At 37.9% G+C, this 22,711-nt stretch carries 18 protein-coding genes; 10 read left to right on the forward strand and 8 right to left on the reverse strand.

Translation table 11 applies throughout. The features are described from left to right. Window position 1: 1 nt before the first annotated feature. Both DRW42_RS25455 and DRW42_RS25460 read right to left on the reverse strand, forming a co-directional pair. Window positions 2-3,550, reverse strand: coding sequence for a histidine kinase (locus tag DRW42_RS25455; protein WP_113951693.1), 3,549 nt, complete (start codon window positions 3,548-3,550; stop codon window positions 2-4). 433 nt (window positions 3,551-3,983) lie between these two features. Further along, window positions 3,984-4,229 carry a helix-turn-helix domain-containing protein gene (locus tag DRW42_RS25460; RefSeq protein ID WP_158544402.1) on the reverse strand — a complete coding sequence of 82 codons (246 nt, stop codon included), beginning with the start codon at window positions 4,227-4,229 and terminating at the stop codon, window positions 3,984-3,986. 377 nt (window positions 4,230-4,606) lie between these two features. Here DRW42_RS25460 and DRW42_RS28900 point away from each other — a divergent pair, with 377 nt between their 5' ends. The 3 genes from DRW42_RS28900 (at window position 4,607) to DRW42_RS25480 (ending at window position 7,054) form a co-directional block, all read left to right on the forward strand. Then, the gene (locus DRW42_RS28900) at window positions 4,607-4,750 is read left to right on the forward strand and encodes a hypothetical protein (RefSeq protein WP_158544403.1); all 144 of its coding nucleotides are present in this window, start codon (window positions 4,607-4,609) and stop codon (window positions 4,748-4,750) included. A 395-nt stretch (window positions 4,751-5,145) separates the two neighbouring features. Further along, on the forward strand, window positions 5,146-5,955 hold the full coding sequence (locus DRW42_RS25475; protein WP_113951697.1) for an RNA polymerase sigma factor: 810 nt from the start codon (window positions 5,146-5,148) through the stop codon (window positions 5,953-5,955). A 1-nt stretch (window position 5,956) separates the two neighbouring features. Then, a complete protein-coding gene (locus tag DRW42_RS25480; protein ID WP_113951698.1) occupies window positions 5,957-7,054 on the forward strand; it encodes a hypothetical protein in 1,098 nt (365 codons plus the stop codon). A 460-nt stretch (window positions 7,055-7,514) separates the two neighbouring features. Here the strand turns inward: DRW42_RS25480 and DRW42_RS25485 are convergent, their stop codons facing one another. From DRW42_RS25485 to DRW42_RS25505, 4 genes are all read right to left on the reverse strand, one after another. Continuing rightward, window positions 7,515-8,459, reverse strand: a complete 945-nt coding sequence (locus DRW42_RS25485; RefSeq protein ID WP_113951699.1) for a DUF5712 family protein — start codon at window positions 8,457-8,459, stop codon at window positions 7,515-7,517. A 1-nt stretch (window position 8,460) separates the two neighbouring features. Then, window positions 8,461-9,015, reverse strand: coding sequence for a BfmA/BtgA family mobilization protein (locus tag DRW42_RS25490; RefSeq protein WP_113951700.1), 555 nt, complete (start codon window positions 9,013-9,015; stop codon window positions 8,461-8,463). 612 nt (window positions 9,016-9,627) lie between these two features. Next, the gene (locus DRW42_RS25500) at window positions 9,628-9,888 is read right to left on the reverse strand and encodes a helix-turn-helix domain-containing protein (RefSeq protein ID WP_113951702.1); all 261 of its coding nucleotides are present in this window, start codon (window positions 9,886-9,888) and stop codon (window positions 9,628-9,630) included. Between the two features lie 210 nt (window positions 9,889-10,098). Continuing rightward, window positions 10,099-10,860: a hypothetical protein gene (locus tag DRW42_RS25505; RefSeq protein ID WP_113951703.1), complete on the reverse strand. Its 762-nt coding sequence runs from the start codon at window positions 10,858-10,860 to the stop codon at window positions 10,099-10,101. Between the two features lie 473 nt (window positions 10,861-11,333). On the opposite strand from DRW42_RS25505, the gene DRW42_RS25510 reads away from it, so the two are divergent. The 7 genes from DRW42_RS25510 to DRW42_RS25540 all read left to right on the forward strand — a co-directional run bounded on the left by DRW42_RS25510 (window position 11,334) and on the right by DRW42_RS25540 (window position 20,098). Continuing rightward, on the forward strand, window positions 11,334-11,660 hold the full coding sequence (locus tag DRW42_RS25510) for a hypothetical protein (RefSeq protein WP_113951704.1): 327 nt from the start codon (window positions 11,334-11,336) through the stop codon (window positions 11,658-11,660). Between the two features lie 42 nt (window positions 11,661-11,702). Continuing rightward, window positions 11,703-12,023 carry a hypothetical protein gene (locus DRW42_RS25515; protein ID WP_113951705.1) on the forward strand — a complete coding sequence of 107 codons (321 nt, stop codon included), beginning with the start codon at window positions 11,703-11,705 and terminating at the stop codon, window positions 12,021-12,023. A gap of 312 nt (window positions 12,024-12,335) precedes the next feature. After that, window positions 12,336-13,499: a 6-bladed beta-propeller gene (locus tag DRW42_RS25520; RefSeq protein WP_158544404.1), complete on the forward strand. Its 1,164-nt coding sequence runs from the start codon at window positions 12,336-12,338 to the stop codon at window positions 13,497-13,499. A gap of 50 nt (window positions 13,500-13,549) precedes the next feature. Next, entirely contained in the window at window positions 13,550-14,779 is a 1,230-nt protein-coding gene (locus tag DRW42_RS25525) for a 6-bladed beta-propeller (protein ID WP_113951707.1), read from the forward strand. Next, on the forward strand, window positions 14,772-17,618 hold the full coding sequence (locus DRW42_RS25530; protein ID WP_113951708.1) for an outer membrane beta-barrel protein: 2,847 nt from the start codon (window positions 14,772-14,774) through the stop codon (window positions 17,616-17,618). Before DRW42_RS25525 ends, DRW42_RS25530 begins: the two co-directional genes overlap by 8 nt. A 25-nt stretch (window positions 17,619-17,643) precedes the next feature. Beyond that, window positions 17,644-18,216 carry a hypothetical protein gene (locus DRW42_RS25535; RefSeq protein ID WP_113951709.1) on the forward strand — a complete coding sequence of 191 codons (573 nt, stop codon included), beginning with the start codon at window positions 17,644-17,646 and terminating at the stop codon, window positions 18,214-18,216. After that, on the forward strand, window positions 18,206-20,098 hold the full coding sequence (locus DRW42_RS25540; protein WP_113951710.1) for an O-antigen ligase family protein: 1,893 nt from the start codon (window positions 18,206-18,208) through the stop codon (window positions 20,096-20,098). The genes DRW42_RS25535 and DRW42_RS25540 overlap by 11 nt, the downstream gene beginning before the upstream one ends. Window positions 20,099-20,214: 116 nt before the next feature. Here the strand turns inward: DRW42_RS25540 and lepB are convergent, their stop codons facing one another. After that, the gene (gene lepB / locus DRW42_RS25545; RefSeq protein ID WP_113951711.1) at window positions 20,215-21,324 is read right to left on the reverse strand and encodes a signal peptidase I; all 1,110 of its coding nucleotides are present in this window, start codon (window positions 21,322-21,324) and stop codon (window positions 20,215-20,217) included. 155 nt (window positions 21,325-21,479) lie between these two features. Next, entirely contained in the window at window positions 21,480-22,694 is a 1,215-nt protein-coding gene (locus tag DRW42_RS25550) for a DUF5000 domain-containing lipoprotein (protein ID WP_113951712.1), read from the reverse strand. Window positions 22,695-22,711 lie beyond the last annotated feature (17 nt).

Below are 22,711 nucleotides of genomic sequence, written 5' to 3' on the forward strand. Positions count from 1 at the left end.
ATTATTCAAGTATCTGTAGTCCCTTAATATCAAACTCAATTTTGGTAGTGAAAATGTGTGCCCCCTCGACTTCTGAGAGCTGAAGGTCTATGTTATTGGCCTTGCGTTTAAGATCATGCTTGAGGGTCTTTTTTATCTTCGGAACACCCGTTCCTCCTTCCTTATTAATGCGTTCATAGGTAACATCAGCTTTTATTTTCTCCCTTGTTGCCAATATTCTTTCCTGCACTTGTCCTAAATAAGTTAAATCACTCATTATGTTGTTCTTTACTATAATTGTGATCTGATCTCCCTCTTGTTTGACATCAATAGATATCCAAAGTTCTTCAGAAGCAAGCTTAGAATGCTTGATGGCATTATCGAGCAGATAATAAAGGATATCTGTGAAATAAGGAAAGAGGTCACCATCAAACCTTAAATAACAATCGATATCGTATCTAATATTAGCATCCTTAAATAAGGGGTTGATAGTCTGCAGAGTATTAACACTTGATTCTGCTAGTACAGAAAAATCAAATTCCTCGATAATCTTCTTATTGCTTCTGTTAAACCATTCTGAGATGTTACCTATTTCAACTACGATCGCCGTCCTGCAATTAGTGATGGTCGATATAAGCTCTTGTAGAATAATGGATAGAGCAGTACTGCCCTTGATATTTATAGAATTAACCCTTGTTTCCAATTCATCAAAAACAGTTTCAATCTTAGATATAAGTTGATTGTTAAGATATAGCTTAATAGAGTTGAGACTGGTCTCGGTTCTTCGCCATAGCTCCTGTATAACCTGCTCAATAAAAAGATCATACTCCTTGATAGAACCAAATCTTACGCTAAAGAGTTCCAAGAGCTGATTTCGGTCGTATGAAAAATCGAAGAGCCCATTTGTTCCGTTGCTCATTTCGGTAATGATCTGGATAGTCTGAAGTTTTAATGTTTCAGCAATCTTATCTATTGCCTTAGAAAAAGTATTGAACGCCTCATTCAATATTTCATAGTCCTCATTATCTATGTCATACATACGAGATAGCCAGAAATCATTGGGGATGTAAGCGTTTTCTATTTCATCTCTAACGGTTATAAGGTGATTTGTTTCAAATACGCTTCTGATTTGGCCCAATAGAGTGCCATGTCTGATGCGCATGCTTAAATAGGTGTCAAGCCCGTGATCCTTGTCAAAGATAAAACGATCACGGACCTTTAAAAAAGCTTCTTGAAAATGGAGAAAGCGACTATAGCTTGTCAGTTTTACATTTTCAAGATCCTCTTGGGTAAAGTCATTTGGATCCTCTGGATTATCAACATAGTAAACGAGCATCTTTCCTACAGAATCAACAATCTTATTAAGTTGGTCTATGGGTAGAGCTGCAATCTCAATATTACGATTAAAATTTTCCCTAAGTTCTTTTTGAAGGCCCTCCTTTAGACTTGGCACATCAACATAAATCTTGCTATAGTTGATTTGCTTAATTCCCTTTCTAACCAATATTTTTCTAAGTAAATCCGATATTTCTGATTCTATATCCAGATGATCGTCTACCTTGTCGAGTAAAAAATTACAGATTTCCAGTCTTTCCAGATCCAATTCCTCCTGGTTCTCAAATTCAGGACTTGAGTGTAGAACATCATGTGTGCAGACGTTCATAAGGAACCCGAGATCACGCTTATCGTAGTCCTCATAAGACTGAATCAAATCTCTGGGCTTTTCATAGCCTAAAATAGAGATATAGTTATCATAGCTAACGTAAAGATCATAAGACTCAATACTTTCCTTATAGTAGGCTAGGTAGATAGGTAGACAAACATTTCCTTGAAGACGTTCATCTTCAGTATCGATAACAATCTTCAGCAACGCAGGATTGAAAAAGCGCATTTTGAAGTGTGGATGCTTTGTTACAGAGTCAACAGCTAATTCTAATGCTGATCCGATGGAATCCATTTGAATCAAGCAATTAAATTTGCCAATGAGAATATCAAGAACCATATGCAGTGAGCCATGTGTAGAGATAAATTCTTTACAGGAGAAAATATGCTCGTAAACACGTAGCGCTTCCTTAAGCATTAGCTTGTTTTTGAGGACGATAGCATGGTATTTCAGTTCACGAATAGTAAATTCGGAGAGTCGTTCCATATCTATGGGATCATCAAGACCATTGATCAGGCTGATGGTGGCGTGATTTTCACCAGATTTTCTGAAGCGGTCAAGATATGCCGCCTGCGAACGTTTATCTAGGTATTGGTATAAAGCAGGATTGGATTGACGGGAATTGGCAACATAGAATCTAAAAAAATCAATTTCTCCATAAGAGGGAAATCTGTAAGGCAATTCCTCATTGAGAACTTGAAAAAGCCCCACCGCCAAAGGTTGGTTCCCCAGTTGATGGATGAGTTTGAATATATCAAAGTAAGATTCCTGATCGAAAGTATTGTCTTTACTTAGCAGGTGGTAAAGTAGGAAGACAACTTGATCAAGAACACAATCTTCAGCCCCAAATTTGCTTGGAATCAGGGAGAGATTGATATTGGATTTCACGTATAAAAGAATGGCATGAAATGAATTGGGATCCTGTGGTATCAATCGCTGAGCGATTTCAATAACTAACGAATACTGACTCAGGGTATATGCATCAGTGAGTGCCAAAAACTGCTCATCAAGTGAAGAAACCTCCTGAAATTGTCCCAAGAGGTTACAAAGGATATTAAGCTCTGGGTCATTTATCGCATTTGCTACTTTTAGAATACTTGATTTCCAGATTGGACTTGTGAAATCAGGTTTTTTTTCACTAAACTTAATTTTTGCTAGTTGCTTAAAAGTGATAAATCTGTCAATGATCGAAAGCCTTCCATCTATATAAAGTATAAATTCAGGATTCTCATAATCGAATTTTCGAAAGAAATCAACTTTGAAATAGACATAGTCTTGGAGACTATTGCCAACCATTTTTATGTAATTGTCTATAAAAACCTCATATTGTGAGGCTGAGATGTTTCTTTCAGCCCTGATACTCGTGTAATGAACATTAAAATTGGTAATGGTAGATAAATTACTAGATAAAAACTGGCTCAATAAATCTTTATTTCCAACAAAGCCCCTTTCCGCCTCGGCAAGAAATAGCTTTTGTTGCATTGACCATACGGAGTAGGATATTTTGACATCTATTTCATCAACGATTTCTCTTGCTCGAGTATAGTTACCTAATAAGAAGTGCTGATTATATTCTCGCTCACGTTCGACAAAAAATGTCAAATCGGAATTGTAATCTACCAAAAATCGAGTAATCCAACTAATTTCCTTACCTGGGATATTCATAAATATACCTGGCTCCTTGAATAGCTCGCTAAGTTCCAATGCTATTGGATACGCTGTTACAAAATTGAATACATCATCATCAAGTGCTTCAATTACCTTAACTGCCTCAGATGCGGACAGGGAGTACTTTAAATGCCTTAATAGAAAATCCTTATGAATATCTCCTGGTACTGAACCTGTTTTAAGTAGCTTAATGTAATCCCTAGATAAAGTTCTAGTCTTGGATGATTTTTTAACATGCATTCGAGGCGTAATTTTGATAGTTAATATGACTAAAGTGATGAAATTATCGCTAAAATAAAGGTTTTTAAATGAAATTTGTTCTTAGGGAAAAACTAGTTGCTCATTAACCAATTAAAAAAGACTTTACGCATATTTCATTATCAGATTTTAATTGATTTTCTTAAGTCAAATTCCAAAGCTCTATTTTATAATAAAAGGCATTAACAAATTTTGCTTATTTGGATTGGCAGATTTGACATTTATAGAGCAGTAAAATTAATATCTGTAACTATCAGCGCCTTGGTACCCTCGTTAATATCACTAATTATGACTATGGTTCAGGAAAATAAAGAAAGGAATGAGTAATTGGAAAAACATTAACAGTTACTTTATAAGTGTTTGGTAAGCTCCCCCTGTTTTTCAGACTAATGGTAATATCATGTAAATGAACATTTCAATCCCATTCTTCTTCTGGGCGCAATTTAAGTCCTTCACATAGAAATTCAACAATTTCATTATATTTAACTTCTAGTGCTAAAGCAATCAGGTATATTTCTTCGATAGAAGGTTTAGATTTAATATCAATGTGCAATTTGCTAATCCTATCCTTAGAAATCCCTGTTCTACGTGAAAGTTTAGCCTGACTTAAGGGCTTTTTAGATAAATAAAGCCCGAGCTTTGTTAATGTTTCTTTTCCCACACATCTTTTGATTGATCAGAATAAATTTAAGCCATGAAAAATTTAGTTGGGAATTTATTTGTATATGAATGTAATTACTCTATATTTGTATGTAATTACTCTACAAATTTATATTTTAAACATTTAAAATTAATTAATACGTTCTGTTAGGAACGTATATGGATTTATTCACGAGTCTTGTCAACGAAAACTAGCACTTTTAAACGACGCAAGATGATAGGAGTAAACCCATAACTGTTATTGTGTATATTTGCACAATCTGCAGGGATGGGTTCCTATTGATGCTGCGTCTTGGTTCTAGTGCTAGTACCTCGTTGTCAGCAGAAAATATGGCCCAACCTGTGGTATTTTCGAAAGACTCGTATACACTACGAGGAATGGAAAAACAACATAGAATATTAACCCCAATCATCCTTACTTTTGTAAAAAAGTTAGGAGAGGGTTGTGTTGTTTTAGGCTTGCCAAATCCAGCTCAGTCTGCAAAACAGCTTTTTCAATTAATCATAAAAAGCCCTGTTTGAGGTACTGGGACATGCTTCTTATGACCAGTATAATTTTAAGTTGGTAATAAGAATAAGCAATTTAAAAAAGTAGGGTTTCTTTTAGCCTTGTTTTGTAACCGAAACCATTCAGCCAACATTTTCACATCGACTACAAACTTCATGAAACAAACGATAAAAATAATCGTGATGGCTATGCTATGTCTTTTTGGCAAGAATGTACAAGCAAGATTAAAGGCTCAAGTTTTAGCAAAAAAATTAAATAGATTATTGGCAATCCCCACGCTTGAGGGGCTTAAGTTCATGGCGGTATTTAGTCTTAACACCAGCCCTTCTATAATTAAAAGTAGGTTTAATATCATAGTTGTGAGGTCCGATTCCATCGGTCATTTACAAATATTTTAGATAAGATCATTATGGAACAAATAAAACTAAACCCAAGCCGGGCTATAAATTTCACCAAATTCAAGGAAGGCAATGAGAAGGGGCTTGAGTTTTTCTATAAACTATTATATCCACGGACATATTATTATGGCTTCAGGTACATAAAAGATGACGTAAATGCGGGATGTATCGTAAATGAAGCATTCTTGAGGCTTTGGTTATCCAGAAAAGTTATTATCTGCCCAGAGCATATCGAGACTTTTGTAAGAAAACTGACTTCAGATGGCTGCAGGGCATACTTTAAAACTTCATCAAGCAGGTTCCAGCGGAATATGCTGCGGCTGGATGAAATTGAAAACTATCAGGACTTTTTGGGCGGATATGATCCTACTCATGATGATGAAACGGATATCCTTTATCATCATGAACGAGGGGAAGAAGAAAAAAAACAATGGGATCGGGTTGAAGCAGTTCTACCGAATCTCAGCCAAGACCAACAACTTTTTATCAGGCTCTGCATAAAATATTCCTTTGATTATAGCCAGATGGCCTGGCATATTGGTGGTATCTCTGATTATCAAGTAGCGAGAAAGGTGGAGAAAACGCTCGAATGCTTAAAGGCGGTTATCAACGATACGGAAAAACTCAATAAAATTGAAAAGACCAGTAAGTTCAGGTTCGAGGGTGATGTCAGTGAAGAGCAGTCCGCTATCCTCCAGATGCGCTATGAACTCCAGTACAGCTTCAATGAGATAGCTATGGCCCTAAACCTTGATCAGGGATATATCCAGCAGGCTTTCGCTGCCGCTTCACTTAAAATCCGCAAAACAAAAATCACATGATATGGAAAAGACAAGAATGGTTGTTATCCGTAAGATACAGTTGCTGATCGATTCCGAAGATCAGGAGGTGATCAAAAATGCAATCGGTCAATTGTATAACTGGCAGTGGATCTGTTTCCGTGCAGCTAATATGATCATGAGCCACCTTTTCATCCAGGAAAAGGTGAGGGATTTCTTTTACCTGACCGAGGAGATCAGGCTAAAGATAGCTGATGAGAAGAAGCAGGAGAACGGAATCCTTAAATGCTCACGGGAGAGCACAACATACACACTGCTGTCAAAGCATTTCAAAGGACAGATCCCTACAAACATTTTGAGCCACCTTAACCATACCCTGCTGTCTTACTTCAGTAAAGAAAAGGATGCGTATTGGAAAGGGGAAAGATCCCTTAGGAACTACAAGCGGAATATAGCAATGCCGTTCGGTGCCAGGGTAATTTTCAAAATGGCCAAAACAGCCGACAGGAGGAATTTCACTTTCAGGCTTTTCCGGATCCCCTTTAAAACCTATCTGGGAAAAGACAGGTCAGATAAGAAAATGGTTCTTGAAAGGATTATGGAGGGAACATTAAAGCTGCTTGCCAGCCATATACAGCTGGACAAAGGAAAGATATTTCTGCTGGCAGCCATAGAAGAGGAAAAGGAACAGCACACTCTGGATCCTGCCATTATCGCCGAGGCCTCACTGTCGATCGAGCACCCGGTAACCGTAAAGATCGGTAACTATGAGCATGCCATCGGCAACAGGGAAGAATTACTCCACCGCAGGCTGGCGATACGGTCGGCTGTTGACAGGGTGAAAAAAGCGGTGGCTTTTAACCGCGGAGGCCACGGTAAAAAACGGAAGGCGAAAAGTATAGAGGATTATCGGCACATGGAAAAGCGGTATGTTGAGCAAAAATTGCACGTTTACAGCAGGATGCTGATCGATTTCTGCGTGAAACACCGGGCAGCAACGCTACTTTTGATCAACCAGCAGGAAAAAGAAGAAATTGCAAAGGAGGACCACTACCTGTTACAGAACTGGAGCTATTACAGTTTAAAGGATAAGATCAGCTTTAAGGCTGCGAAAGCGGGTATTCAGGTTATCGTTGAATAAAATTGAAACGGGTTTCCTTGGAAACACTGTTTTAAAAATATAAGAGGCTGCTTGTACAGCCGTAGGGTGAGCATATTTCTGTGTCTCACTGACTGTTTTATTTGGCCATAAAACTGACAGGATTGCGTCAGATTTTACCCATTTTAAAATTAGGATACAACTACTATGGTTTTTCGCAAGTGCATTTTCCAGGTTGGAACTGGAGCGAAACCCTTTGACAGGCCAAATGCCGGCCCACTATTATTGGTGGCAAATTAATTATTACGGCTGCCTGTACATAGGGAGGGCAGGTCGTACCCGCTAAGAAGTTAACTGATCATGCAATATGCGGTAACTGCTGCGCCCCGGGAATTTCTTCCGTAAATGCGAAAGCTAAAACAGAGGAGGGTATGTGGGGAGGGGTTTTTGCAGGCCGCAAATGCGCGGTGGGGATTGGCATAACAGCCGCCTCAGATTATTTTTACCGTGTATTGGTCCGTGCCTGCCTCTTTCGTTGACGGTTACGGCCATTGATGGCCTCATCATCGATATCGTCCTGGATACCGATGTTAACAGATCCCGCCGGGCTACCCTCACGGCTATATGTTTCAACAGCGGGCAGCCACAATTCCGGTAAAATTTCATTATTGTGATGACCTTTGGTTTGCCCGATATCGTTGCAGTCCGTTTTTTCTTCCAGTTCCTGCATCTGGATGCGTTCGGACAAGGTGCCGTTCTTTTGTGTGTTTGCGTAAATCATAGTTTCTTTTAGACTTCGGTCAAAGCCAAACAGTTCATCAAACAGGCTTTCTCCAGACTGCTTAAAAGCCACTCGGTCAAACTGCCCCATTTTTTTTGAATGCTCGGTATTTTTTCCGCGCGATGTATTTTGTGGGCTCAGCTTGATCCTATTTGTGGCATCCTTACGGCTGACAATAATCTGGATATGCATCTGATCTCCGCTTTTGACCTCTCCACGCTTTTTCTCCCCCCTTATCACTTCTTTATCTTTATAGGTATAATAACGGTTGTTTTCTACTTTTGCAAACCACAAAAGGTCTTTCGCGGAACTGATCCCGTCCCGCCTGAAGTTTTTGGCATAAGCGTCCATTACCTTTTCGGCAAAGATCTTAATCTGATCTTTTAGACCATCTTCCCCAAACTCATTATTAAGATATTTCAGCTCCTTTTGGCTGGGGCTGATGTTGACCAAAAAAAACTTCGCATCGGTCTTGCAGAGTTTGGCAATATTGTTGTCGATGGCTTGCCTCACCTCATAGGGCTCTATATTGACTGCCATATGGTTGAACCAGTTTTCAGGTTCGTCCTTGTTAAAGAGCCTATTTTCCTTTTCAAGATAATTAACAAGCTTCCCACTGCTGCCCTTGTTGTTTGCCGCCGCGCTATCTGTGATATTGATAAACATTTTAAAGAAGTTCTATCTGTTTACGTGTCAATTTTGCAAGTTCCTCTTTTTCTTTCGAAGAGGTCATCATATTAAAGGAATCCCTTTCTTTGATATAACTGTTCAGCAGATAAAGAAACCTTTCCTTCAGTTTCTGCTTTGTTTCCATTTTAATCTCCATTCTTTCAACCGCCACATTCAGGGTAGACAGTTTTTTCGTCTGCGCCAACTGGTTCCCGATAACCTCATCATTGTATTTCAGCACCTGGGTATTGAAGCAGTCTATAATCTTTTTGAGGCCTTCAATCATTCTTACCGCATCCCTTTTTATCGGAATGAGCAGTTCTTTTTCCTGCGTTTTAATAAAGCCGATATGTTCTTTCTGACCTTTGAGCATTGTGGTTTTTAAGAGCTCATCATTAAAATCAACAGGGTCTTTTTTGCTGCGGTAGAAGTAATCTATCATCTGTGAGAATACCTGCCGTTTCGACCTCCCGAGTTTCAGTGCTATCTTTTCAAATTTGGCATCATCCTGCACCGAGTATTTTACCGTCCTCAAACTTTCCTGCATATCCATGTATCTGTTTAGCTTTATATAATGTTATTTCGCACCCCTTATGGAATTCCTTTTTCAGGCCTGATGATCATTTAATAAAAGCAAAGAACCCCTGGAGGGTTCTTTTAACCCCGTTTGCGCAGCAGACGGCAAGCAAAGTAGGGCTCTGCCCAACTTCCGCTTGCTCCTGAAGCCCTGAAGGAGGGGAAAGGACTATTCTGCTACATCCCGAACCCCTCAAAGTATCAGCCCCATAGTTATAGGGCTATATATTTAGATATCAACCTATACTGCTATCTACATATATCTGTAAATTGTTTAATCTCTTTTATTCGAGTTCCGCCCACCAGACCAAGCTTCCTTTTTGTGGGTGGTATGAGGGCTGGTATCTGATATACATAAAGGCGATCAGTTCACTCATCCGTTTATGATAGGTCGCAATCGATGCAATCTTTGAGTAGGCCATCAGTTTTCTCCTTGTAACTGAAAATGGCTCCCGAAAATCGTTATGCTGCCAACATATAAATATAGCAGTAAGGATACTGATATGGGTGGACAGCAATCTGCTGTCCGATCCTAATCGGGAAATTCTCAAAATGCAGAAATCTTTCATTGTTTTCCTTTCGCTACCGATCATTCCCTGCCCTCCAAAAGTTTTGTTATATCCTCTAATTTGTAATATATCATTCCCCCGATCTTGGTGTATCGCAGTATTCCATTGATCCGGAGGTTCTGCAATGTACCCGGTGAAATGTTCAGCAGTTTTCGTACATCAGCGCTCTTTAGCCACTGCCTGTTTTCAGGTTGCCCTGGTCTAATGAGCTGCCTGATCTCATTTAGCATTTCGGTCTTAAGGTTCCTTAGGTCTTCTTTTGTGATTAGTTCTACATTCATTTCTATTCTCCTTAATTAATTTTAAAAGCCGCATGGTCCTTTGCAGGCTTTTTTTGAACAAAGAAATTAAGCTGAAATGTTTTTTCGTTACCATGCAGAGCCGCGTGGTAATTTGGTGAGGTCTGAGCCTAAATTATACCAGGGCATTATTACTCCATACCAATTGATAGCAATCGACGCACTTTGATATGACGGATAGATCCAGGAATTTTAATTTCTTTTTTTTATCCCTTTGATCTCAAAAAGATGTTGATCTGATGGTATAGCAGATGAACGGCTACCAGGATTTCGTCTGTCTTTTGGGAAATATCGGCGTACACGGTTAAAATCAATCTCCTCATGGTTTTCACGAAAATACTTGCATATGAGTTTGACCCAGACGATGGGAAATTCAGCAAAGACTATTTCTCTGCCGGAGGGGAGTTTGATGTCCTGCATCTGGATACATAGATCGAGAAAACTCAGTAATCCACCCTTTGGGATATTTATGTATTGTACTGTTTCTAAGCTAGTCGCTTTTCGCAAATCCGACCGTAAGGTCGATATCTGCCTGCTGAGAGCAAAGATCTCAGATTCCTGTCGAGCAATCACAGAATCATTAAACTTGTGTATATTCCATTGATCCAATGAGATCAGGATCATAGTGAACTTCTTAAGATGTTCAATTTCTTTCTGTGTCCTGACATGGTTTTCCGCATATATATCCCTGCCTATTAACACTTTCAACTGTCTTTCGATTAGCTCCCAAAGATTTCTAAAGAAGTGTTCCTCGCTCCCAATAGCGTTGTTAACTAAATAAAAATCCAGATGGTGATGATAAAATTCATTTAGGTGGTCTTCATGGACGGTGAAAATCCTTTTAAACAAATGCTTTAAGAAATGCGATCGATTCCAAGATATCGGATTTCCAATATCGAAAGTGTCTTGTGCAAAATTGAAACGATCTCGAAGCTTAAAATAATTGATCATCATATTCTTTTGGTTTAATCAAATATAATGTTCTCATAGATTAATTCTTTAATAGTTATGCGGTGATAACTGCGATTGATCTATAAGTTATAGCTATCACAAGCTTATCTGATATTTAATACTGATAGTGTAATAAATAAGGCTTCATGAACTGTAAGTTTGCGTTTATAGATAATGCTTAACAACTTCGAATAATGATTGAATTATCCATCAAATAGGCCGTATAATCCATTTTTAAAAAAATAGCATATTCATAACTTGCATTAACCAAATAATTAGTTTTTAAATCAAGTCATTGGCGTGATAGGAAATTTCGCTAAGAGAAGATTGTTGATGTATTCCTGTTTTGATTTTCCGGCATTATACCATTTAATGGATATATCCGTGTAATAAATGAAAAAGATCTACAGGAATTTGGCAGTAAGAAATGCTTATAACTCAATTTATATTTAAATAATAACGTAAACCAATCAAGTATGAAAACACCTCTAAAGATTTTGGCAACCCTAATGGTCGCCTCAGTGGGTTTCTATAACCTAACAATTACAAAGGCAACTGATTCGAAGATGACCCTTGCGCTGACTGAGAATTCGGCTGCAGCAGATCCTGAAATCGATGCAGGCGCAAAAGTTCATGACAAATCAGTGACAACAACTCACGTTACCCAGACTATAACCAAACCTAATGGCGATATCTGTACAAGATCCTATGATTTAGTCAGGACAATATGTATCGGAACGGGACCAATATCCTGTAAAGAAGATGTACCAGGTACGACATCGAATGAAAAAACAACTTGCTAAACCAGTAAATTAAGATTTCCAACATTTAAATTTGAATTAACCATGAATACCTCAATTAAAACTCTTTTAATTTTAATGATTGCAGCCTTAGGTTTTTACAATCTGAAAATTTCTAAAACAACTGGCGCTAAGGTGGACCTAACGCTGGTAGAAAGCTCAGCTTCTGCGGATCCTGAAGTTGAAGAAGCGCGAAAATATTTGGCAAAGCAGGAAGAGAGCGGAAGCGAAGTGACTACTACCGTAAAACCCGATGGTACTATTTGTAAAAAAACTTATGACTTCGTAAGAGTACTCTGTACGGGAACGGGAAATATAACCTGTACTCCTAAAAATACCATCTCTAATGAGAAAACAACCTGTTAGTTCATTTCCAGGACATTTTTTAATCGACAGCCAATGGCCCACCATTAAAAATATCTCTACATAATGAGGTGATCAGGTATCCCCCATCCAAAGTGAATTTAAATATTTGGTATAGTGGCATTTGCTGCTATACCAAGTATTGTTATTTGAGCCTGAGAAGTTCATGCAACATCCCTATGTTATTAGCACAGGTGATACAATACTTTTAGGTTCCAATTTTAACTTACAATTAATATCCCAATGGCCCTTAAACATTTTAAAATTTTGTTTAAAGCTGTTGTGATTTTCTTTTACTGTCTAACCAATCTGAACATGCCTATCTTTTCTTCCTTAAGAAAATATTATATCCTTATCGTCTGTCTTTTTTTTCTTGCATGCCAAAGTAAAGATCCAATTGCAACCGCTGAAAAGATCAAACTCAACTTGGTTGACCCCAATTCGGTTATGGACTTTAGCAAACGTTTTGCTTCCTCAGAAGTTATCGCATTGGAAACAACCAAGAATTCACTAATCGGAGAGATTAACCGGATTTATTTATATAACGGTCGGATTTATTTATTAGACCGCTCTACAAATAGCGTACTCATATTTAACCGAAACGGAACTTACATCACAAAACTACATGCTGTGGGAAGCGGTAAGGGTAAATATATCGGAATAATGGATTTTACAATTGACGAGGCCGGAAAAAAAATAATTATTCATTCCCATAGGCCATATAAAATCATATACTATGACCTTGATGGCACGTTTGTATCCGAGGTTTTGCTCAAAAATTATTTTCATAATATCGGTGTTGCAGACAATAAATTAATAACAGTCAACTCTTCTGAAGATGAAGAATTTCTTGCTGCATTAAGCAATTTTGATAATAGTGGAATTGAACCATTTATTAAAAGAACGACAGTGTCCGAAATGTTCAAATCTTTTTCAACAATTTTCCCCAATATACTCAGCAGTAAAAAAAAATACATCACTTTTCCTTACAGCTCAACAGTTTATAAATATGAAAAGAACAGAATAATACCAGCATATGATTTCGATTTTGGTCAACGAAACATGCCGGATTCAATCCTCAATAAAAACCTCACTGCATCCGAGATTTACAATGTTGCAATGAAAAATGATTATGGTTTTTTCATCACCAATTTTAGAGAAACAAATGACTTCTTGATTTTTAGTTATGGAAAAGGAAGCATTGTCATTTATTCCAAAAAAGACAGGACAACAGAATGTTTTAACTTCGTTAAAAACGATCAGGAACTGATCAATTTCGAAAATCTTTTTGGACACGATGGTGATGATGACTATATACTTTCAGTAAAAGAAGCGATCAATTTCAAAGACCAGATGTTGGTATATAGATCGGATGCCAAATCATGGGCTAAGGTTCCCGCCCATGCAAAACATATAGATTCCGTGCTCAATGACAAAAGTAACCCAGTACTTATTCTATACAAGTTGAAGTCGAAATAACCATCCGTGGATCTTATTGAAACAAATAGATAATTTTAAAGGATGAGCGTATGAAATTATTAAATAAATACATCTACGTTTTTTGTATGGTCCATTTGGGCTTAAATATGGTAAATGCGCAACAAAAAGGCATTGACATTTCAAAAAAACAGTCGGTTCGTATAGACCCCAAAAACACTATAGGATTAAATGTGTCGGATGTATTTGACGAAATTACATTTATTCCCCTTGAAACTACAAAAGAAAGCTTTTTTGGTAAAATAAAACGGCTGGAAGTAACCAAAGATCGGTTTATTATTTATGACCAGGATACCAGGGCCATACTGATTTTTGATAAAATGGGGAAATTTATTTCAAAAATCAACGGGGCAAAAATTTCTGATGACAAAGACAATGCTATAGACGAATTCAGGTTGGTCATGGAGGATATGCGTACTTTAATCAGTCTACAGAGTGGAAAAAATCTCTTCACCTTTGATTTAAACGGAAAACTCGTAAATAAAGGACATACGAAGGACAACACACCAAAATACGATTACCTCATTCCGGACAGCAGTACGGGGATAAAATTCAACAAAAAGATAGATAGTACATATTTTGAACTGTCCCTGTATGATGGAGGAGGAAAAATACTCAATAAGTTTTTTCCATTTGCGATTGAACAGATACTGAATGATAATATGATCAATAGCGGAAAAAGCCTGTTTTATTCCGGGAGACCCGGTAGGGCATTTTACACCAGGTATTACGATTATAATATTTATGAAATTGGACCTGATAAAGCAGAACTTTCTTTTCAGATAACTCTACCTGCTGTGAACTCATTGCCAAGGGATTTTATGTCAAATCCATCCTACAAAGGAAAGAAAATGGAGTTTCTTTTAAAAAACACCGACTTATATTTTGGAATATATAATGTGTTCCAATCGGGGAATAACCTGTTCTTTAACCTGAGTACTTTTGGCCAGGGTAAAAGATCATTCATTTATAACTTAAAGAACAATGCGCTTGTTGCTGTTTCGGATCTCGCACCAGATCATACTTCGTATTTTTTGCCGGTAACCGATGCCGGTGCTTTTGATGAATACAATAACGTAGGCTTTAGCCAGTATGTGGAAGGATACCTTTATACCAGTTATTCATCTCTAGCCGCCTTTATGTTCAAACAGCAAAGTGCAAATAAAAAGCCACAGTATAATGAGATATTGACGCGCTATTTTAAAACACAGAGCAAGAAAAGCAACCCAATCATTGTCGTACTAAAACCCAAAAATGGCTAACTGGTCATATCACATTTTGCCTGTAATTTTATTGGCTGTATCACTCCTGTGTGTAGATTTTGCAAATGCGCAAGATAAGGGAACTATCGCAACAGGTGCAGTAAACGGGCTTGTCAGGGATCCTGTGAGAAATTTTGTACTCAAGTCAGCAACAGTTTCAGTTTCCCGCGCATCCAAAGGCGATAGCACGCTGATCAGTTACCAGATCACAAATAATTATGGTGAATTCAGTTTTTCAAAGCTGCCTTTGGGTCAATCCCTCAAGCTGCAAATAAACAATCTGGGATATCAGCCCTTCATAATGAAATTCACGATATCCCCGGAAACAAAACTTTACCAGTTCAAAGAAATCGATCTTGTTGAAAAGAGCATATCCTTATCTGAGGTCGTGGTTACTGCACCACCTATTGTTATGAACGGTGATACTTTGGAATTTAATGCCTCTGCATTCAAACTCGATAGTAACGCGGTGGTGGAAGACCTGCTTAGAAAAATCCCCAATATCACGGTTTGGGGAGATGGTACCATTACTGTAAACGGCCGGGAGGTCAAGCGGCTCCTCGTGAACGGAAAAGAGTTTTTTGGTGGGGACACCAAAATTGCAACTGAAAATATTGCAAAAAATGCTGTTGAAAAAATACAGGTATATAAAACCTTGGGCAATAAAAGCAATCCTCTTGATTCAACCGTGGAAATGAACGTGAAATTAAAAAAAGGGATGGAAATCGGATATTTTGGAAAGCTTAGTGCAGGTTACGGAAGTTCCGGGAGATACGAAGCAGATGCGGTGTTAAACGCGTTCAGCCCCAAACTTCAAATTACAGTAGCGGCAGCTTCAAATAATATAAATAAGCTCGTAGGCGATGTTGCTACCCTGTCAAGAAATAGCACTTTCAAGGGCGTTGGCAACAGGATCGACTACAGACCGGACTTCAGCATCAGCGGAATAACAAAACCAGTATCCATAGGATCTACAATGAGTTACAATTTTATTGAAAAGCCCGACAGTTTTAATAAAAGCACGTTGAGCATCAATTTTTTTAACCAGAATAGCAAAAACGATAAATCCTCATCCTCCGAAACAACAACAACATTGAACCTTGACGAAAAGATTTTTGACCAAAAGAAATACATCGGCAGCTCGATTTATAATTCAACTAATTTCGATTCCAGGTATGAACTCAGGAAAAGAAATCATGTGCTTGAAATAAGCCAGTTTTTCGTAAAAGGGGTTGGTCATAACGAAGATAAAAACGAGATCAATTCCCTGAATAAAGATGGACCTGTTAGTGCAAATCAGAGCAATGATCGATCTGATGGAAAAAACACAAGCTTTAACTTCAGTGTCAACTATAGTTTGGGGGAAGACTTCAATAAGTTTCCGAAAAAATTCAAGGGCCTTGCAGTAGCCTACTCCATAGCTGTGGATAATGCAGCCAACACGCGTCTGACCTTGACGAACTTTAAATCTTTTATAGATCCTTCTGCCGATATAAAGTTCGATCGAAAATATCAGACAGACTCCAGGTATATCAAACACAAGCTAGACATGCAGTTACTGAATCTAAAAGAAATGTTTTTTAGTAAGACAGCCCTCTGGGGATTTAACTTCTCTGTACATAACTCACTGAGTTTTGGAGACCGGAAAAGCACCAATTTCGTCGAGGATTTTGATAACCCATCGTTTACTTACCGAGATAATGCATACCTCAGCAATAGAACAAAAACCAATATGATAGAGGAAAGCCCTAGTTTTATACTAAGAAAATCTCTGTCAAGGGATATATCCAATCGATATTCCAAGAGACTGGATTTCAGCGCATCCGCTAGCCAAAAGCTGATACGACAGATTATCGTTTCCGATAAATCCTTTCAGAATACAAATAGATCCTACAGCCGGTTTGTACCGGAGGTAAATATCACTTATTCAAACAATCAATTTACTGAATTTAATAAAAGGTATTCCCTGAGCTATACCACCAGTATCGGCATACCAAGCCTTGAACAGTTGGCTCCTTTGATCGACAGTACAAACAGCTATTATATTCGTAAAGGAAATTTCAGGCTTAAAGAGTCATTGAAAAGAATGCTTTCCTTTAGTTTCAGCCATGAAGATGAAACAACGGAAAGTACTTTGAACTATGGATTCACTATTGCCGCAGCACAGATTGAAAGCAATATCGTAGACAGTATTTATATTAATAATTCCAATATCCAAACGATTTATCCCATTAATCTTAATGGAAGTAGAAATGTGGCTCTTGGAGGGAATATCCGTAAGGCATTCAAAATGAGTGTGTCCGAGTTGCAAGTCAAACTCGCCAGTGATGCGGGTTTTTCCAGAACCCCAAATTATATCAACGGTACATTTACTTTTTCCGATAACCTAAATACAAGTACTAACCTTTCCCTGTATTATACAAGAAGAGAATACCTCTCTTTTGAGCTGCGTTATGCACTTTCAACATATCGCTCACGTCAGACTGCGCTCAATAATGTTTACGACGGTCTTAATTTAGCAACTACTTTTAGTTCGAGCGTTGCACCTGCAAAAAGAATTGCTCTAAGCAGCGACCTGACTTTCAATAGCTTCAGTTCATCCAACAGCAATACAATCAGTTTCGCCATCTGGAACGTAAGTCTGGCTTGCCGTTTTATGAAGGGAAATAACTTAGAGTTCAAGTTTTCCGCTCTCGATTTGCTCCACCAGAACAGCAGCGTAATTAATTTTGGTAGCCTGAATAGTTTTACTATCGGAACCCAGCAGACCCTGCAGCAGTATTTTATGACCACAATATCCTATTATCCCAGACAGTTTGGAAAAAAGAGAAAGAAATAAACACACTTAACAAACACTTTAGAAAATGCAACAGATAATATCTTATATTAAGACAAACCTATTGATGTCACTATGCTTCATTGGATTGTTTTCACTTTGCCTCTATCAGACATGGCTAAGACATAATGAGGCTAAGGTTTTTAATGAACTTGAAAAATCGCTAAATGATGGGAGGTCAAATAAATACCTACTTTCAGATCTGAAATTCCATCCTGTAGTAACCGATAGCCTTAGTAAATTGAAAAATGGAAAGTTTCTTGTACTTAGGTTTATTAGGAACAATTGCCACCAATGTATAGATTCCATTTTCAGCAATGTTGAAAAAATTGGAGCGAAAATTGGAAAGGAGAATATTGCCGTGCTGGTTGATAGTCCAGATATTGGGGAATTTTACAAGTACAAAAGAATATATCAGGATAAAATAGTAAACTTTTATTATTTTCCATTTGAAATATCATCTTTTGATAAACAAGGAACTTCTTATTATTGTATCCTTGCCAAGGATAAGAAATCTGCATCATTTATTTTTCAAACAAGTCCCCTGGATTTTCCCGTAGCAACAAACAGGTACTTAAAAGAAGTGATACATGTCTTTTAATCGACGTTTTCAGGGAGTAGCTGTCCAAAGCTTGTTAAAGAACATCATTTGGATTTGTATCATAGCAATTCTTGTCCTTGTCCCATCACTTTCTCTACCAGGCTTGTATAATATCCGCAACGGCCAAGTCATATTTTTCTCTTCCTTTATCACCATCATTTTCTTTTTTTGCATATTAATGATATGCAGTCAGAAGAAGATAGCATTGGAAATCACCAGAATAGATATATTGCTTTGTATAGCAGTGTTGTACATCGCCTTAGATAGATTCCTTTCCCCCTTGCCATCCGCCTTTTCATTGAGGTTTATTGAACTGATTGGTTTATCAGCATTTTACATTATACTAAGACAATATCGGGTAAATTACATTATTTTTTTCTATGCATGTGTTCTTGGTGGAGCGGTTCAGGCTATCTATGGGTTGCTTCAACTTTACGGCATCTATCCGAGCAATAACAGTTATTTCCCGCTCACTGGTAATTTCTCCAATCCTGGACCGTATGCAGGTTATATTTTGAGCGGTTTATCTATTTCTATTGCGCTTTATATCTATAAAGACGATCTGAGGATACTAAAGATTTTCAGAGGGAAAGTTCCAGAGAAAACAGGTATGCAAATAAAGATGTTTTTTTTGGTTATCAGCCTCTCACTGATGGCCATTTCCATAACTGCATGTAAATCGAGAGCATCTTGGTTTGCAATTTTTGTAGGTGGACTGTTTTTAGTCTACCACAAGTTAAAACCGATTTTTTTTAAAAGAGTGGCTAAGTTCAAATGGCTAATAGTTTCGCTCGCCGTGACTATGACGCTGGCCATACTATTTTTGCTATATGATATCAATAAAGATTCCGCCAATGGCAGGGTTTTAGTTTGGGGTACCAGCAGGGAGTTGCTTTCTAAGCACCTATATACTGGAATCGGATTTGACAGGTTCAGTGTTGATCTCATGGGGCGCCAGGCCAGATATTTTGAAAACCATGCACTAAGTGCTTACTCGAATGTGGCGGGTGAGATAAGGTATCCCTTTAACCTGCTTCTACTTTATCTTTCTGAGATGGGCATTTTCTTTACCATTTTAGTTCTTTTTTTTTGCTATCGTATTTTTTCTTCAGGTAGCGGGACCTTGGCGATAATAGCAAAATTTACGCTGCTGGCTCAGATCGTGTTTGCTTTTTTCTCCTATAGCGAACAGGTTCTTGCTATTAAAATCAATATTGTGTGTATAGTAGCTTTTTTGGCCGCGCAAGACAATCGAATAAGTGAGGCGCGTTTAGGGAAACATACCTGGCAGGCAATGAAGTATATTTTTATATCCGCATGTATAGTTATTTCATTTTTTTCACTTCGTTATCTTAAAAAGCTTCACTCAGCTTTTACTGATTGGGATACCGCATTCCAACTTTATTCGGGGAAACAGTACATGGACGCGGCCTCGTTTTACGCTTCAGCCCACCCTGTTTTGGCTGGCGAAGGTGATTTTCTCTTCCAGTTTGGGAACGCTGCATTAAAGACAGGTGCTTATGGGGACGCGCTCAAGATTTTGGGTAAAAGCGAATCCAAGCTTAACAGTTATTCTGTTCAGTTAGCTAAAGGCGAGTGCTATAGGAAGCTAAATCAATCATTACTAGCAAAAAAGGTATACCTAGAGGCATCTTACATGGTACCAAGCAGATTGTATCCCAGATATCTTTTGGCAATCTATTGCCTGGAACTCGATCAAAAGAAACAAGCAATTTCAATTGCAGAAGATATTCTAAAGATCAAAGTCAAAATAATTTCTCCTGCGACGGAGGAAATGAAAAATTCAATGCGTATCGTCATTGAAAACCGGGATCTCTCGCCGAAGGAAATTCTTAACCATCTGAAGATTAATGGTCGTTAAAACAATAATCCGCGCTATTTTGAGGATATTATCAGTTTAGCTCTATAAAGAAAACTGTACGTTTTTGCAACGACTGGCATCTACATTCACAAGGAGCTGACAGGAAGCAGTTAGATTTAACTTTTTCCTACAGACAATGATAAGAGTACTTTTCCTTCAATCTGTTTTTCAGAAACAAATCCCCAATACCTCGAATCATAAGATTGATGCCTGTTGTCACCAAGAAAAAAGAAATAATTGTTTTCGAATGTATAATTATCAATTAACATACCGTACCTGTAAAGACGGCTGCCACTTAGCATAACCGTTTTATCTTCAGAGAAAATGATCCCGCTATATAAGAACAAATTTTGGGCATCCAAGTGTATAGTTGTTCCTTTTTTCGGGATCAAAAGAGGTCCAAAACGGTCGACCGTCCAATGTTTCAAAGGATTATCCCATTTCGATGTTTTTCCTTTCTCAGAAAAGAATCCCCATCCTATTCGAATGTATCGAATTTGTTCGAACCCGTTTAGGCATTGTATCCCTCCTTTCTGGTCTGCTGTAAGAAAAGCATCGATACTCCTGTTTTCATTAAGACTGAAAGCGATCCTGTGCTGTTTAGCATAAGCAATGAAAGCCTGCGTTTGCTTAACTATAATATTATACATGTTTTTTACTGATTCTGGTGATTTTATGAAACGTCCATCGATGAATAGGGTATCGTTGCTCATTACCAGTTTTTCGCCGGGGAGTCCTATGCATCTTTTCACCATAAATTTCCTTGGATCAGCACTGTTCCTAAATACAATAATGTCATTTGTTTTAACCTTTGATATTCCAGATAGCCTTACTTGGGGCCACTTTCCTTTATCTTTGAACAACATTCCCAACCAAGGTATATCTTGGGCGTCTCCAGGAAGTTTAGGGCCATAAGAAAGTTTATTTATAATAAGCCTATCATTGATGAAAAATGAATTTTCCATTGAGTCGCTTGGAACCTTATAGAGGTCAAAGGCAAACATCCTGATCAGTACCACGCATAACAGTACAGAAAAAGCTGTGAATATGATATCTATTACGTAGTTTCTTTTTAATTGCCGGCTAGCGTAAATGGTGAGTGTGAAGATTATTACCAGTAAGAATAACCATGGTATATTTAAAATTAACAGAAATAGAAACAGTAAAATCGCAGGTAAAATAATCCTTTTATTAAATAAAGGTCTTTTTTTCTGGTTTCCAAACATATTATTTATTTAAAATAACAGGATTCTCTTTACTAAGTTCCCTGAGGTAAAACAGATATTTTTATATTCAGGCATGCGAGCCGATTAGCGGACAAACCAAGTCATATTCATTGATGAGCAAAGAAAGAAACAATAGTTGCAGTTTATGTTGACAGTTAGCGACCAATACTGCCATATAGTGTAATCTCGTTTGCATTGACATAATTGAGCTTTCCCCAGGTTTGTGTACACTGCAGACGTATAAACCTAGTGCCCGATAGTTTTGTGTTGATTTTGAAGCTGACCCCATTAATTCCATATTCACGGTCATCGTTGTTTATCTGATCTGTTGGAAGGCCAGAAGGAGGTTCAGGAAAAACAAAATTACCTATGTTTATCCAGTCTCCTAAGACATCTCCCTCTTTTGTGACTGAGATTGGCCAATTAAGACAATCCTTGGGCATTTTTTTTCGGGATGCCCAAATCGTAAACTCCTTAGGGTTTTGGAATCGATATATGTCGGGCAGTCTATTGTATAAGACAAAACGACTTATCGTGTATGGACGGCCTAAGCCAATGGTCCCCATCATCAGACTGCCTGGTTTTTTACTGTCTGTATGCCACCCAGGTTCGCCGAGATTGCCATCGAACAAGTATTTGAAATACCAATCGAAACCTATCGGGCTATCGTTTTTCAACGGGTAGGTATAAAATTTTCTTTTATCAAGTTCAATTTCTTTGAACGGTTTTAATGTCCTGAAAAATGTATCTGATCGGTTGTCAAAATTATCAGTTACATATGCTCCGATAGTCTGCTTATTAGAATAAAGCCCTCCTAAATAAAAGTCGAAATGATCTGAGTTGATAGTAAATAAATCTTTTTCAGTGTATTGCTGAATAATGCTGTCAAATTTGACAATGTGTAATAAAAGCTGCGCTTTATTCCGGTTCAAGCCGTACAAACGGATACCTCCGTAATCAGGCTTCAGATTGATTGTTGAGCTAACCGCCAGGTAATCAGGAGTTAGTGGGTGTACGTTTACAGTTACAGGCGAAGAAATTGTGCCGTCTTTACGCACACCGTTCAAGGTAACCTGATAATTTCCTGATTTCTCAAAGCCCTCCACAATGAGTGGATCTTTCAGATTGTATCTTATTTGCCGTATCTTTTCTTTACTAATGGGGTAGCTCACCAGCATATATAAATATTCCGATTTTTTTGGCAGCCTGAATATTATTTTTCCTGCTCCGGGTAAATTTTCCACTTTGATATTCTCAATAAATGGAGTCCCGTTTTGTTCGGTTTCCCTTATACGTTTACATGAATTAAATGTAAACGCCACCACATAAATCATCAACACAAAATCACATTGCTTTACATACTTAAACATAATCTGTTATTTTAGAT

Source organism: Pedobacter miscanthi, assembly GCF_003315595.1.
Taxonomy (GTDB): Bacteria; Bacteroidota; Bacteroidia; order Sphingobacteriales; family Sphingobacteriaceae; genus Pedobacter; species Pedobacter miscanthi.

Excerpts from the sequence above, each read along its gene's own strand:
- DRW42_RS25455 (WP_113951693.1), bottom strand. The coding sequence starts at position 3,550 with ATGCATGTTAAAAAATCATCCAAGACTAGAACTTTATCTAGGGATTAC.
- DRW42_RS28900 (WP_158544403.1), top strand. The coding sequence starts at position 4,607 with ATGGAAAAACAACATAGAATATTAACCCCAATCATCCTTACTTTTGTA.
- DRW42_RS25475 (WP_113951697.1), top strand. The coding sequence starts at position 5,146 with ATGGAACAAATAAAACTAAACCCAAGCCGGGCTATAAATTTCACCAAA.
- DRW42_RS25480 (WP_113951698.1), top strand. The coding sequence starts at position 5,957 with ATGGAAAAGACAAGAATGGTTGTTATCCGTAAGATACAGTTGCTGATC.
- DRW42_RS25485 (WP_113951699.1), bottom strand. The coding sequence starts at position 8,459 with ATGTTTATCAATATCACAGATAGCGCGGCGGCAAACAACAAGGGCAGC.
- DRW42_RS25490 (WP_113951700.1), bottom strand. The coding sequence starts at position 9,015 with ATGGATATGCAGGAAAGTTTGAGGACGGTAAAATACTCGGTGCAGGAT.
- DRW42_RS25500 (WP_113951702.1), bottom strand. The coding sequence starts at position 9,888 with ATGAATGTAGAACTAATCACAAAAGAAGACCTAAGGAACCTTAAGACC.
- DRW42_RS25505 (WP_113951703.1), bottom strand. The coding sequence starts at position 10,860 with ATGATGATCAATTATTTTAAGCTTCGAGATCGTTTCAATTTTGCACAA.
- DRW42_RS25510 (WP_113951704.1), top strand. The coding sequence starts at position 11,334 with ATGAAAACACCTCTAAAGATTTTGGCAACCCTAATGGTCGCCTCAGTG.
- DRW42_RS25515 (WP_113951705.1), top strand. The coding sequence starts at position 11,703 with ATGAATACCTCAATTAAAACTCTTTTAATTTTAATGATTGCAGCCTTA.
- DRW42_RS25520 (WP_158544404.1), top strand. The coding sequence starts at position 12,336 with ATGCCTATCTTTTCTTCCTTAAGAAAATATTATATCCTTATCGTCTGT.
- DRW42_RS25525 (WP_113951707.1), top strand. The coding sequence starts at position 13,550 with ATGAAATTATTAAATAAATACATCTACGTTTTTTGTATGGTCCATTTG.
- DRW42_RS25530 (WP_113951708.1), top strand. The coding sequence starts at position 14,772 with ATGGCTAACTGGTCATATCACATTTTGCCTGTAATTTTATTGGCTGTA.
- DRW42_RS25535 (WP_113951709.1), top strand. The coding sequence starts at position 17,644 with ATGCAACAGATAATATCTTATATTAAGACAAACCTATTGATGTCACTA.
- DRW42_RS25540 (WP_113951710.1), top strand. The coding sequence starts at position 18,206 with ATGTCTTTTAATCGACGTTTTCAGGGAGTAGCTGTCCAAAGCTTGTTA.
- lepB (WP_113951711.1), bottom strand. The coding sequence starts at position 21,324 with ATGTTTGGAAACCAGAAAAAAAGACCTTTATTTAATAAAAGGATTATT.
- DRW42_RS25550 (WP_113951712.1), bottom strand. The coding sequence starts at position 22,694 with ATGTTTAAGTATGTAAAGCAATGTGATTTTGTGTTGATGATTTATGTG.